General features: G+C 38.7%; 9 protein-coding genes. 2 read left to right on the forward strand and 7 right to left on the reverse strand.

Features of this window, described 5'->3' with window-relative positions; genetic code table 11:
- Positions 1 to 5 precede the first annotated feature (5 nt).
- The 7 genes from JNUCC51_RS05145 to rpoN all read right to left on the reverse strand — a co-directional run bounded on the left by JNUCC51_RS05145 (position 6) and on the right by rpoN (position 12,589).
- Positions 6 to 1,985 (reverse strand): hydantoinase B/oxoprolinase family protein, encoded by a 1,980-nt coding sequence (locus tag JNUCC51_RS05145; RefSeq protein ID WP_337991125.1) that lies wholly within the window; start codon positions 1,983 to 1,985, stop codon positions 6 to 8.
- Positions 1,986 to 2,008: 23 nt separating this feature from the next.
- Positions 2,009 to 4,033: a hydantoinase/oxoprolinase family protein gene (locus tag JNUCC51_RS05150; protein ID WP_337991126.1), complete on the reverse strand. Its 2,025-nt coding sequence runs from the start codon at positions 4,031 to 4,033 to the stop codon at positions 2,009 to 2,011.
- A gap of 185 nt (positions 4,034 to 4,218) precedes the next feature.
- Positions 4,219 to 5,616, reverse strand: coding sequence for an aldehyde dehydrogenase family protein (locus JNUCC51_RS05155; RefSeq protein ID WP_337991127.1), 1,398 nt, complete (start codon positions 5,614 to 5,616; stop codon positions 4,219 to 4,221).
- A 38-nt stretch (positions 5,617 to 5,654) separates the two neighbouring features.
- Positions 5,655 to 6,983, reverse strand: a complete 1,329-nt coding sequence (locus JNUCC51_RS05160) for an aminotransferase family protein (RefSeq protein ID WP_337991128.1) — start codon at positions 6,981 to 6,983, stop codon at positions 5,655 to 5,657.
- A 504-nt stretch (positions 6,984 to 7,487) separates the two neighbouring features.
- On the reverse strand, positions 7,488 to 9,134 hold the full coding sequence (locus JNUCC51_RS05165; RefSeq protein ID WP_337991129.1) for a sigma-54 interaction domain-containing protein: 1,647 nt from the start codon (positions 9,132 to 9,134) through the stop codon (positions 7,488 to 7,490).
- Positions 9,135 to 9,296: 162 nt separating this feature from the next.
- On the reverse strand, positions 9,297 to 10,712 hold the full coding sequence (locus tag JNUCC51_RS05170) for an amino acid permease (RefSeq protein WP_337991130.1): 1,416 nt from the start codon (positions 10,710 to 10,712) through the stop codon (positions 9,297 to 9,299).
- Positions 10,713 to 11,257: 545 nt separating this feature from the next.
- Positions 11,258 to 12,589, reverse strand: coding sequence for an RNA polymerase factor sigma-54 (gene rpoN / locus JNUCC51_RS05175; protein ID WP_337991131.1), 1,332 nt, complete (start codon positions 12,587 to 12,589; stop codon positions 11,258 to 11,260).
- 220 nt (positions 12,590 to 12,809) lie between these two features.
- On the opposite strand from rpoN, the gene JNUCC51_RS05180 reads away from it, so the two are divergent.
- Entirely contained in the window at positions 12,810 to 13,964 is a 1,155-nt protein-coding gene (locus JNUCC51_RS05180) for an acyl-CoA dehydrogenase family protein (protein ID WP_337991132.1), read from the forward strand.
- Positions 13,961 to 15,040, forward strand: a complete 1,080-nt coding sequence (locus JNUCC51_RS05185; protein ID WP_337991133.1) for an acyl-CoA dehydrogenase family protein — start codon at positions 13,961 to 13,963, stop codon at positions 15,038 to 15,040. Before JNUCC51_RS05180 ends, JNUCC51_RS05185 begins: the two co-directional genes overlap by 4 nt.
- Positions 15,041 to 15,048 lie beyond the last annotated feature (8 nt).

The raw sequence follows: 15,048 nt of genomic DNA on the forward strand, positions 1-15,048 counted from the left end.
TATGTCTATCCCCAATATGCCAAAGAACGTTTCTTCATCGCTTCTCGGTATTGCTCTGTTGAAACTGGCAATGCTTTATTTGTTTCATAATCCATAATGACACCATATTTACGAACAACATCCATTTGATTAATTTCACCTTTGCCATACATCCGCTCAACTTCTATTGGATCTGTTTCCAGCCATCTATGGCGATTTTTGCGAATATAATCACGTTCTTTTAATGTTGCAACCACATCAATTTCGAAGGCATCTATATCGCGGTCAATTTCATTGATAACTACGCCATAATCAAGCTTTGCACGCTCAATCGAAACATATTCATCAATAACGTCCTCTAAAACGGCATTTACATCTCGTGCTAATGGATCACCTAAACCACCGCCTCCTGCCGAGGGACGTGTAAAGGAATCTCCTTTCTTCAATTCAACATTGGAGAAGATCGTACCTAAAAATTTTTCATCCTCTTTTTGGGGATTTAAAATAGCCCCCTGTGCGATGGAAGGTAAGCCACCCATAATCCCCCATGTAATGGAGCGAGAACGATCACAGCAATAGGACATCACTGTTTGTTTTACATTCGTTAAAACGCCGCCCTTTTCTACACCACAGCCGCCACGGTATTTACCTGGGCCAGCAGAATCTATTATTATTTCATGCTTTGTTGTAACAACTGGAGACAAACGCTCTTGCCCCTCGCATGGTTGAACACTCAAACCTACCCCGAACACTGGTGAGGTAGTATTCGCACCATCCCGGTCAATACGTCCACCATGACCACCAGCCATCCAGTCATACCACATAAAATATTCACTACTATCTCTCCGCTCATCATACCCACCTATTAATAAATACTCTAAATTAAATGAACATGCGATAGCGCGTTCAGGCATAATGTTCGACCATAATTCGAAGCATGCATTCATAATTTTTTCAAACGCGCCTGAACAATAGCCAGAGACAGCTACTGGGCTAGGTGCGTTGACGACAGAGTTTTCAGGAAGAAATATTTTCACAACACGATAAAACCCCGAGTTCAGCGGAATATCCGGGAAAAATGTTTTGGTTCCTGCATAAGTACCAGAAAGCGCTGAGCCAAAGCCCGCATTTAAGAAACAGCTAATATAAGGATGTGAATCGCTTAAATCATAAACTATTTCATCCTCCGTAATGGTCATTTTCACACGAATTGGGATGAGGCCATCTCCTAATTGTGGATCCATATCGATATAGTCCACCGTTTCCCACTGTCCTTTTGGTAAAGCTTTAATTTTCGCTCGCATTAATCGCTCTACATAGTTTTGGACTTCCTCAAAAGCTTCTAACACTGTATTTATGCCGTACTTTTCTATCATTTCCTGGAGCTGCTTCTCTCCTACTTTAGCAGCTTCCACTTGAGAACGTAAATCTCCAATACGTTCTTCCGGGATACGCATATTCATGACAATAATCTTCACAACATCTGTTAAATATTTACCTTTACTATAAATGCGGACAGGTGGGATACGTAGGCCTTCTCCGTAATGTTCCTTAGCTGTAATATCAAAGGAACCTGGGTTAGAGCCACCAACATCTGCCCAGTGACCATTTGTTTGCATAAGTGCAATTAGTTTGTCATAATGGAACACTGGTAAAATTACACGTACATCACTGAAATGTGTCCCTCCACGATAAGGATCATTTACTAAAAACACATCACCCGGATGAATGTCATCAGCGAAATCCTCTAAGACAGCTTTTGCAGTTAAATGCAATGTCCCTACATGTACAGAAATATCTTGCGTACCTTGCATAACGGTATTCCCCTGTGCATCGCATAATGCACAGCTGAAGTCTCGATTATAAATAACAAACGAGTAGCATGTACGCAGCATTTGTTCAGCCATTTGATCTACTAAATTCACAAAGCCGTTTTTTAACACTTCAAATGTTACTGGGTCTAAATTTTGGACCTTTTGATTTGTCTCCAATTTCGTTGTACTCATAGCCAATTCCTCCTTACTCCGTATTAGTTCACCGTAATAATAATATTTTTATAGGCATCTACTTCAGCAGTAAATCCTGGTGGAATAACAGTCGTCGTATCAAGCTGATCGATAATGGCTGGACCTGTAAATTGTGTATAAACAGGTATTTTATCGCGATTATATACGTTGGTTTCAATATATTTACCCTCAAAATAAACAGGACGCGTTTCTTTAAAAGCGTCTTCCAGAGAGCCTTCAGAAACATATTGCGGGAAATTAGGCTTTGGTACAGTGCCTATAGCTGTTACACGTAGGCCAAATATTTCTACGGTCTGATCCTTATCAGAAAATGCAAATTCTCGTTCATGTTCTTTATGAAATGCTTCCAAAATAGCGTCTAAGGAAGTTATTTGATCGGATATGGGAACAGCTAGAGATCGCCATTGTCCCTTATAACGAAGGTCAATATAATTTGTTAATGTTGATGTATTTTCTGCAATTCCTTCCTCTTCTAATAACTCTCTTGCCTCTTCTCGTAATTCACTAAACTGATTTGTCAGTTCCTCTGCACTTACTTCATCTAATTTTTTCACATACGTTTTAGAAATATCATGACGGACATCTACAAGTAGGCATCCCATTGCCGCTGCTACACCTGGATGCGTAGGAATAATGACTTTTGGGATGTTTAAATCTTTTGCCAAGTAGGCACCGTGTAAAGGACCAGCACCACCAAAAGCTACAAGCGCGAAATCACGGGGATCATAGCCTCTCCGCACCGATATTAACCGAACTGCATCACTCATATTGGCATTCGCAACTTCTATAATGGCACTTGCCGCTTCCTCAATCGTTTGATCGAATGCATTTGCTATTTTTTTCACAGCATCTCTAGCTGCTTCCTTGTTTAACTGCATCGTCCCATCTAACAAATCCACACCTAGACGTCCTAACACTAAATTTGCATCTGAATTAGTTGGCTCAATGCCTCCTCGCCCATAGCAAGCTGGACCTGGCACTGCCCCTGCACTTTGTGGTCCATTTCGTAAGGAACCGCCTTCATCTTTCCAGGCGAGGCTACCTCCACCGGCCCCTATTGTTAATATTTCTATGCTCGGGAAACCAATTGGATAGCCATATTCTATCGACCAGTCCTTTGTAATTCGTATATCGCCCTTATACATCAGTGAAATATCAGTACTTGTACCACCCATATCTAAGCCGATTGCATTTTCAAATCCGCACAACTTTGCGATATGTTTACTTGCAATTGCTCCAGCAGCTATACCCGAACTTGCCAATCTAGCAGCATAGCGGGGCACTGTACTTGAAGTCATAACACCGCCACCAGAGTGTAAAACTAATATTTCATCGTCATAACCTTTTTTCTGCATTTCAGTGCTTAACTTACTAATGTAATTACTCATAATTGGTCCAAGAACTGCATTTATAATAGTTGTACTCATACGCTCATGCTCAAAAATTTCTGGAAGCACCTCGCTTGAAATACAAACATAGACATCCGGTAATTCCTCTTTTATAATTTCTTTAACTTTCGCCTCATTTTCCCCGTTCACATAAGCATTGATGAAACAAACGGCAATGGATTCTGTACCGCGACGTTTTAATTTTTGAGCTAATAAACGAATTTCCTCTTCATCAATTGCTTGAAGAATATTTCCCTCATAATCTATTCTTTCTGTCACTTCAAATCGATCTCGTCGTTGAATATAAGGCCTCGCAGTATCTTTGTATGTGTCCCAAATATCTTCTTTCGTTCCCCGGCGAATTTCGATGACATCTCTAAAACCTTTTGTCGTTATAAGAGCTGTTTTTGGCAGCTTGCGCTCAATTAACGCATTCGTTCCAACTGTTGTGCCATGAGAGAAAATTTTAATATCCTTACCATTTAATGCTGCTTTTTCTACTCCGTTTAAAATTCCTTGCTCCGGATTTGAAGGTGTAGACGACGTTTTTGTAACGAATACTTCCCCCGTCTCTTCATTAAAAACAAATACATCCGTAAACGTTCCACCGACATCGATTGCTAAACGACTTTGTGCCATAGCTCTACCTTCTTTCGTTTAATTTATAACCCCAAATTTTTTGTATATAGTTAATGCCTCAAGCGAATGCCTAGATTTTTTTAGTTATTGCGTACAATTCAAGAAAAATCTGAGCCATTACACCGAGGCATATGTGACATTTATTTTTTTGTCTTCTTTTTTAAATTTCTTTCATGTTAAATTTTTTACTCACTTTTTGTGCTAATCGTAATTGTTTTAAATGTTGTAAAGAACTCTTTTGCTGCCTGCCCCTGCTCACGGGCACCGGTACTTGAGTTTTTCATTCCTCCAAACGGTGCTTGAGGCTCCGCTCCACCCGTTTCATCGTTAACCTGTACAAGTCCAACTTCACTACGGTTAATAAAATCAAATGCTTTCGGAATGTTAGTTGTATAAATAGAAGCACTCAATCCAAACTCAGAGTCATTCGATAACCGGAGCGCTTCTTCATAATCCTTTACCTTTATGACGGCTAAAACTGGTCCAAAAATCTCTTCACGGGCAATCGCCATGTCATGTGTTACATTCGTAAAAATGGTTGGATCGATATAATATCCCTCTTGCATCCCTTGAGTTGCACCACCACCAAACACAAGTTCAGCTCCATCTAGTTTTGCGTTTTCAATAGCAGCTAAAATAGAATCATACTGTCCCCTGGAGGAAACAGGTCCCATCGTGACACCAACTTCAATTTTTTTAGCTTCTGCAATTAACTGCTCTAATACCTTTTCATAAACCGCTTCCTCGATGTAAACTCGACTAGTTGCTGTACAACGCTGACCAGTCTGCTTCATCGCACCTTCAATCGTTAATTTTGCAGCTTGATTGATATTGGCATCAGCTAAAATAATAGCTGCATTTTTGCCGCCAAGTTCGAGCTGAATTTTTTTATTAGTTGATCCAGCAGTATCTAAAATACTTTGCCCCACATTATTCGAACCTGTAAATGTAATCGCCTTTACTTCAGGTGCCTCCAATAAAACCTGACCTACCTTTGAACCACGGCCTTGCACAACATTTAACACGTTTTCTGGTAAGCCTGCCTGTTGAAATAATTCCCCTATTAATTTTCCAGTTAAAGCTGTTTCAATAGACGGCTTCCAGACAACAGTATTGCCGTACACTAATGCAGGCGCAATTTTCCATAGAGGAATTGCGACAGGGAAATTCCAGGGAGTTATGGCAGCAACGACACCAAGTGGCACCCGCATTGTGTACAATAATTTCGCTTCATTGGCAGAAGGTAACACCTCACCTGTTGCCCGCAGCCCTTCTTGTGCAAAATAACGTAAAATGGAAGCACCACGTTTAACTTCACCAATCATTTCATTTTTCGTTTTACCCATTTCACTCGAAGCTATTTCTGCTACTTTATCAATATTTTTCTCAAGCAAGTCTGCTGTCACGCGTAATATTTCTCCACGTGCAACAGATGATGTATTTTTCCACCCTTCAAATGCTTCCTGAGCTGCAACGATAACGTCTTTCGTTTCATCTATTGTCAAAAGCTCTACTTGGCCTATACATTGAGATGGCTTTGCAGGATTAAATTGTTCTCGTATTTCTCTAACGATAGTTGTCATAAAACTCCTCCTTCAAATAATGATCGTTATTGTTGACCCTACTCTTTTTCAACAATTGTTTTACGTATATGCTCAAATGTCTCGTCTAAAATACGTAACATTTCATCTAGCTCTACTTTTGATAGAATGAGAGGTGGAGAAAAAACAACTGTATCTTGATCATACGTAACTGTTCGTAAAATCAATCCTCGTTTCATCGTTTCTTGTACAAAAATTGGACTAAGAGGAGACTCAAACAATTCACCCGTCTCACGGCTTTTTACTAATTCAATAGCTCCAAGTAATCCAAGAGTACGCACGCGTCCGATAAAGCTATATTTTTCTTGCAGTGCTCGGAAGCCTTCTAACATGGCATCCCCCATCTTTGCAGCATTTTCAACGAGATTTTCATGCTCAAGGATTTCTATATTCTTCAACCCAACCTGACATGCGAGCGCATGACCGCTGTAAGTATATCCGTGCATTAATGTTCCTTTAGAAAGTTCGCAATAATCTTGATGAAGCTTTTCGGATATCGCCACACCACCAAGCTGAACATAGCCACTCGATACTCCTTTAGCGAATGACATCATATCTGGCACTACGCCATAATGTTCCATACCGAAAAATTTACCTGTACGACCAAACCCGGTAATGACTTCATCTGCAATGAATAAAATACCGTACTCATCACAAATTTTTCGTACCTCTTTAAAGTAATCTTTTTGTGGGATATTAACCCCACCTGCACCTTGCACAGGCTCAGAAATAAATGCAGCTACAGTCTCAGGGCCTAACGCTTCAATAGTTTCACGTAAATTGCGTACGGATTCGCTGTATACATAGTGGAAATCAGGAGCGTGTGAATTAGTAAAGTCACGAAACGCTTGTAAGCCTGTCGCACTTGTTGCACCCATAGCTACACCATGGTATGAATGGGTACGTGAAATGATCTTTTGGCGCTCTGGCTGTCCTTTGAGTAACCAGTAATGTCGTGCTAATTTAATCGCTGTATCGTTCGACTCTGAGCCGCCTGAAGTGAAAAATACAGTATTTAAGTCTCCCGGAGTTAAAGATGCAATTTTCGTCGCTAAACGAATAGCTGGTTCATTGCTAAACGATGCGAAACAGGAACTAAATGCTAATTTAGATATTTGCTCCTTCGCCACTTCAGCAATTTCTTTACGACCATGCCCAATATTTACATTCCATAATGAAGACATCCCATCAATGTAGATATTTCCTTCTATATCTTTTAAATAAATGCCATTGCCCTCTGTAAAAATGGCTGCTGGACCTTGTGTTTGCTGTTGTTCAATTGACGTTGTCGGGTGTAGAAAATGTTTTTGATCTAACGTTTTTAGCTCTTCTTTTAGTTGAATTGTCATAAATGCCAACCTCTTTTCGTTTAAAATTTCATACATCTTTTTAGTAGCAATTCTCATGCCAACTGATGGGAAAAATTATTTAATGCGTTGTAATTTTTTCACTCATCACCAAAAGATAGGAATAATTTTGGTGAAATGTATGCCAATAATATAGTTGATTGGAGTGGAGGCTGGGCGACTCCTTGGGGATCAGCGTCGCAGATGAGACCCTGGAGCGAGCAAAGCGAGTGAAGCGGCTCATCGGACGCCCCCAGGAAAGCGCCCAGCCGGAACGGAAATCAACCCCACGTTATGAGAAAGTAGCAATATTTTTTTCATCAGTTGCTTCACAAAACTGCTACAAAATTAAAAAGAGACGCTTTCTTTGTGGAAAATGCCTCTTTTCTTCTAAATCTATTAACAATATTAATGATGCATTCCATCATTTTCTTTGTATTTATTAGTGAGTATTGCGATATCACAACGTATTGTGCATAGATGAAATTTTGATGCAAAAATACATCACTAGTCCTTATATGAAATTTGTTTCGTTAATTGGAACTTTTGTATTTTACGCACTAATGTCGACTGATCACAACCAAGTGATTTGGCAGCCTGCCTAATACTTGGATATTTAGATAAAGCTTCTTTAATAATTTGCTTTTCGAACGAGGCTATTTGCTCCTTTAAAGTACCACTAAACTTTGGGGTTACAACTGGTTCCTGGATTCTTTGTATTTCTACAGGATCTTCTAGATTACGTGTACTAATTGGGTTACTATCTAACTCTTGCTGCACAATATATGCTGTTATTTCTGGCTGTGTTGCTAGTAAGCAAATACGCTCCACCATATTTTTAAGTTGACGGACATTGCCTGGCCAATCATAAGATTCTAATATTTTCATTGCAGATGACTCAATTGTCCGATGGATACTATATTTTTCTTCAACAACAGCTAAAAAGTGATTGATTAGTGGGATGATATCTTGGCGACGATGTCTTAAAGGAGGAATTTCAATCGGAATAATATTTAAACGATAATATAAATCCTCACGGAATTTACCTTGCCTCACCATCTCTGCTAAATTTCTGTTTGTCGCAGCGATTATGCGAACATCGATAGGAATAGGTTTTCCACTACCTAGACGCTGAACCTCTGATTCTTGGAGAACACGCAATAATTTCGCCTGTAGTAGTAATGGCATCTCCCCAATTTCATCTAAAAACACTGTACCTCCTGACGCAATTTCAAATAACCCAGCCTTTCCACCTCTTGAAGCTCCAGTAAATGCTCCTGCCTCATAGCCGAAAAGTTCAGATTCCAATAAATTCTCAGGGATTGCACTACAGTTAATCGTTAAAATTTGCCTATTGTGACGTCGGCTATTTGCATGAATAAGCTTTGTAATTTCCTCTTTACCAACGCCCGATTCACCACCGATTAATACAGTTGAGTCTACCACTGCAACTCTCATAACACGCTCTACAACCTGCATCATTGCTGAAGATACAGCTATTAAACTACTTTTTGTGTTTTCTTTATTATGTAAGGCATGTAGCTTATTTTTAAAATTCTCGTTTTGAACTTCTAATTTTTTTACTTCTTTCTCTAACAGTTTTAATTGTGTCATATCACGAGTAATAGCAACTACATATTGTAATTCACCGTATTCATCAAATATTGGCTTACCTGAAACTAAAAAGCATTTGCCATTTATGAACGTCTGCAAAATAGTTACTTTTTCTTTTGACTCAATTACTTTCATCGAAATAGAATCACTCATTATTCCTTCAGCGATTGCGTCTTTTGCATATTTCCCCATTAAATCAAAGCCAACAATTTCAATATCATTATCATTTTGAAATAAAATTTTGCCATCGCAATCACATACTGTAACACCATCGGATATGGAGTTTAACACTTTAATTGATAATGGGTTCATAAAGTCTATATAGCTATATTGCATAATTGGTTTGACATAAAATAAGTTACCTTGCGAAGTATCTAATACATGAATAAAATAGCCTTCTACCTCAAAGGTTTCTATTCCTTTACTATAATTTTTAATTATTTTTTCAAGAAGCTCTATTTGGATATCACTTTTAATCATTACCTCATCATTTTTTACAATAAAAAAATGCTCATCTTTATGTAGTTGAGTTATCGACATCTAGATCACTCCCTCTTGAACTTAAAGAACTTTTTCATACAAAAAAATCCGCTCTTTCTACGGGGCATCTGGAAGCCTAAAAGGTTTAAAGTATCCTTTAAGTTCTTTCATGGCTTGATATCTCGCAGAAATATTGCGAATTTTTTTGTATTCAGTAATATTCTATTCTGACGCTAGCTTTTCCTCTATTTGCTCCGCCGGTCTTGTCGATAGCTTTCGCATAATCATGAACAACACAACTGAGCCAATTAATACAAATGTACTTAAATAGAATTGTGAACGTAAAGATTCGATGAGGGCTTGGCATAAATAAACGACTGTTAAAATACCAATTGTGACATACGACAAATATGGAAATAACCACATTCTAATCGATAATGGCTCATCTGAAACTTTGTCATAATAACGCCGGAAACGAATTTGTGAAATAGCAATGAAAATATAAACTGCAATCATTAATCCTCCAACGCAATTACCTAAAAAGTAGAAAATGACTTCAGGTGAAATGAAGTATAACATCGCACAAATATACGCTACTACTGTACTACCAATAACTGCTGGTACGGGTACACCTCGACGATTTTTAATTTGTGAGAATATTTTTGGTGCATCACCTTGTCGGGACATTTCAAGTAACATACGTGAACTTGTATAAAGAGCAGAATTTAACACAGAGATTAGAGAAATAAAAATGACTATTTGAATAAGTTGAGCAGCAATCGGAAGCCCTGCCATCGTTAAAATATTTGCATAAGGTGCTGCCAACATTTTTGAATCATTCCAAGGGATAATTAAAACCATAATAGCTACTGAACCTACAAAAAATAACCCTAATCGAAAAACAACGTTGCGAATGGCGCGGACAATATTTTTAGCTGGATTTTCAGACTCTGCTGCCGCGATGGCTGCAACCTCAGCACCACAAATGGAGAATATAACAAAGACAATTGCTGTTAAAATTGGTACAATGCCATTTGGTGCAAATCCACCGAATTCCGATAAAATCCCTAACCCCTTTGGTTCGTAATTTGGCCAAATCCCTAAAATCATAGCTATACCAACAACTAAAAATACAATAATTGCCGTAACTTTAACGAAGGACAGCCAATATTCGAATTCACCAAATGATTTTACTGAATAAATATTAACAATTGTCATCAATAATGTTATGCCTACGCTTCCGAGCCATGTTGGGATCATCGGGAACCAATTATGTAGCATCCCCCCTATGAGCGCTGCTTCTAACCCTACAATAAATACCCAGCTCGCCCAATAAAGCCAGCCAACTGTAAAACCTGCCCATGGGCCGATATACTTCCCTGCATAAGAAGCAAATGACCCTAGCTCTGCTGAACCTCCAGATTTCTTTCCTAATACTATTTCTCCAGATGCCATTTCCCCAACCATTTGCATGATCAAAACTATGAGTAAGCATGCAATTGCATATGAAATCACCGCTGCCGGACCGGTACTTAAAATATTTTTTCCTGTCCCGACGAAGAGTCCTGTTCCAATAACCCCTCCAATGGAAATCATTGTAATATGCCGTGTTTTCAGTGATTTTTGCAAAGCCCCCATTAAACCACCCCTTATGTGTTTTATGTAGACATTCACTAGCCCCTTCCTCTACATCAATGTCTACCGTTTAATCAGCAATTCTGATGCCAAACTTACTCAATTGTTAAAAATTTCAAAAAAATTATTAATCTGTACATCTATCGTTAGTAGATTTTTCTATCACAGTAATTTCAAGGATTATCAACATAGCGTGTGGTTGATTTTCGTTCCGACTGGGCGCTTTTATCGCTGACGCTTCGCTTTCGCGCAGAGCAGAGCTTCCTGGGGGCGTCCGATGAGCCGCTTCGCTACGCTGCAGGGTCTCATCTGTGACGCTGATCCCCAAGGAGTCGCCCAGTCTCCACTACAATCAACTTTTACTTGGTAAACGTTTTAAGATTTTTTCAGCGGGGAGCCAAACATCCTTAACCCTAAATTTTTGATAATATTTTTCAGCAACAAATGTTTTCTGACGAATGCGAAGCGGCAACTATGAATCTTCCATATGCAATTTTTAAATTTTGATGCAAAAATACATCATTAACAGTTTATTTACATCATCGACCCTATCCATATACACGATTAAATGAACTCATAATATTCATCTCTTCCCTGTACTTTGCTACTGTCCGCCTAGATATTTGGATACCTTCAGCACTTAACGTATTTGTAAGCTGTTGATCAGTTAACGGCTTTTGTTTATCCTCTGTCTCAATCAACTGTTTGAGCCGTTTTTTAATATACATAATAGAATCCATTTTCCCAGAAATATTCATTACTCCTTTTGTAAATAACGATTGTAAAGCATATACACCATGGGCGGTTTTAATATATTTTCCACGAACAGCTCGACTAATCGTTGAAACATGTAGACTTAAAATATCTGCAATATCTTTTAACCGCATAGGCTTTAATGACTGAATGCCTTTATGGAAAAAATCCTCTTGCAATTCCACTAGCAATCTAGCTAATTCGTACAATGTTTTATCACGCTGTTCGATTCCTTGTAATAATAAAAGAGCATCTTTCATTGTGTCGTTAAAATATGTTTTACAGTTCGGATCATTCTTTAGCATTTCAACATATTGTTTATCGATAGTGACGTTTGGTAAATATCCACGATTTAATTTAATCAGCCATTCCTCTCCTAATCTTTCTACTTCGACTTCTGGAATGACAAATGGGATCGCTTCGAATTTATCTCCTGTCGTCACTGGTTTTAAACTTTTTATATAGTCGACAGTTTTCTTCACGTTATATAGAGACGTCTTATACTTTTTACTTAATTGTTTAATAGCTTGCGCTGCTACTAGCTCTAAATCCGCTTCGATAAATCGAGAGGCTAATTTCGGTGCAAGCGCATCACTATCTACCTGAATAAGTAAATACTCCTTATAATTACGCGCCCCTACTCCTACTGGCTCGAAAGTTTGAAGTAAGTCCAATAGTGCCTCCACATGCAAAACATTTGTATTATATTTATTTGCGACAATTTCTACATCAACATCTAAAAATAGACGTTCATCTAACGATTGAATTAAAAACGTTAAGATTTTTAAATCGACAGAAGATAGATTTTTATGCATAGGTACTTGTTCCAATAAATACTGCTCATAGCTTTCTTTTACAGCAAACTTCATCTCAATGGGGTTAAATGAATGAATTTGCGGTGCTTGCGCGGAATAACTCTTATCGGAATAGCTTGCTAATTGCATAATTTCCTCATATTGCATTTTTACCGTCGCATCCGTGACAACTAACAATGGATTTTCAGTAGCCTTTTCATAAATATACTGTTCTAACTCATTTGTTGAATATTGCAGTATTTCTAAATGCTGTACTAATTGTGGTGATAAAACTTGCATTAATTTTTGGGAAGTTTTGATAGCTAATTGCATGCCCACACCTCCATAACAGAATTTTCTACATAGTAACATGTTTATTCTGCATTTTTCCATTTTTTCAACGATTTTTTATTTTCAACACTTAGTTCATCACTCCACCAACAAAAATTTTCTAATAATTCCAAAAAGTAATTGACTACAGTTATTACCAATAATAAAATACACATATACAATAACAGTTACCACATTACGGTAAAATTTAAGGAGTGATCATATGTTTCATTTACCAACTGTGCAATTTACACAAGAGCAGGAGCAATTTCGCTTAGATGTTCGAACGTTTCTAAAGGATGAATTAGCAAAAGGAACTTTCACGCCTAAATGTGACTCTTGGCTAAGTGGAGATGACCCTGAATTCTCTAAATTAATTGGTCAAAAAGGTTGGATTGGCTTAACTTGGCCTAAAAGATATGGCGGTCAAGAGAGGAGTACCATTGATCGATATATTTTAACAGAGGAATTTTTAGCCGTTGGAGCTCCAGTTGCAGCACATTGGTTTGCTGATCGCCAAACAGGACCACTTCTTTTACGGTATGGAACGGAAGAACAGCGTGAATATTTCTTACCGAAAATTGTGAAAGGTGAATGCTACTTCGGCATAGGTTTAAGTGAACCAAATAGTGGCTCTGACTTAGCTTCGGTTAGCACACGCGCTGAAAAAGTAGAGGGAGGATGGATTGTCAACGGACAAAAAATATGGACGAGTAACGCACATCTTTGCCACTATATGGTGACTTTAGTACGTACAAGTCCTTTTGATGGGAAAAGTAAACATGCAGGGCTCAGTCAGTTGATTGTCGATTTACATGCAGAAGGTATAACTGTTGTTCCGATCAAATTTTTAACTGGTGAACATCATTACAACGAAGTGTTCTTTGATAATGTTTTTGTACCTGACAATATGGTTGTTGGAGAAATCGGTAATGGTTGGGCTCAAGGATTAGCAGAGCTTGCCTTTGAGCGTAGTGGTCCAGAGCGAATAATGAGTACATTCCCATTAATCGATGAGCTCATTCAAGAGTTAAAGCGCCAAAACAATTTAGAAGGTTTAAAGCAAGCGTCAAAAATAGTAGCTCGTCTTTGGGGTCTACGTAATTTGTCAATTGGAGTAGCTCAGCTTTTAGAATCTGGTAATGGTGAAGACGTATCTATTCCGGCAGCACTTGTGAAGGCACTCGGTACGAAATTTGAGCAAAGTATTCCTGAAATCACACGCTTAATCGTACAGACTTATCCAACACTTGATGCGCATCGTAAAATCGATCGCTTTATGGCTGAATCCATTTTGCATGCACCGGGTTTCACTATTCGAGGAGGTACTTCAGAAGTACTGTATGGCGTTGTAGCGAAAGGGGTTGTAGCTCAATGAGTGAAATGAAAGATATGATCGTTGATGTTGTAGAGCGCATGTTAAAAGAAAAAGTCGATAAAGAGTTAGTCGATACAGTGGAACAAGGTCATTGGGCACCAGAACTATGGGATCTGTTTAAAGAAAGCGGTATGACAGCTGTAGCCATTTCAGAAGAAAATGGCGGTGCAGGTGGCGACATAGAGGATTTATTGAATATTGTTCGTTTAACTGGAAAATACGCTGCACCGATTCCATTTGCAGAAACAACATTTGCAAATTATTTATTAGAGTTTACTAGCTTACAAGTAATTGAGGATTTGGCGACGTATTTGCTCTGCCCTAACCAAGCCTTTGCGTTAGTGAATGGCAAATTAACTGGAGAAGCAATTCAAATTCCTTGGGCACGTCATACAAAACACCTAGTGACACTTGCCTATAGCACGGAGGGTACTCATCTTGTAGAAATAGATTTAAGCCAAGCTGAAATTAAGTTAGGTACTAATTTAGCAGGCGAGCCACGTGATACCGTGATATTCCATGATGCTACAGTTTCACAAGTATCTGCTACCTTATCTCCTGACGAGATACATGCTATAACAACACTCAATTCTGCCTTTCAATTAGCACTGATGACCGGAGCCGTCGATAAAATAAATGATTTAACTGTTCAATACACGAAAGAACGTGAGCAGTTCGGGCGACCGATTCATCGCTTCCAGCTCGTCCAGCAGCATATTGTACATTTAGCAGGTGAAACGGCAGTCGCTCTTGCAGCATTTAATAATGTAACCGAAGCCCTTCAGATGAACAATCAAAATAGTGAAGTTGCATATGCCTGCATTCGCTTCGAGGAAGTTATTCAAGCTGTGACAACAATTGCGCATCAAGTGCACGCTGCAATTGGTACAACACATGAGCATAGTTTGCATCAATTTACACGTAGACTTTGGTCGTGGCGCGATGAAGGTGCCAGCACCTCTTATTGGACTAATTTCGTCGCAACTCAACTATTAGAAAATAGCGGCGATAGTCTATGGGAATATTTAACTTCATCTAACTTCTTTCAGCAAATCACTTTTGTACCGAAAGTGTAGCGGCAGGT

Origin of the sequence: Lysinibacillus sp. JNUCC 51, assembly GCF_015999525.1 — a bacterium.
GTDB classification, from domain to species: domain Bacteria; phylum Bacillota; class Bacilli; order Bacillales_A; family Planococcaceae; genus Lysinibacillus; species Lysinibacillus xylanilyticus.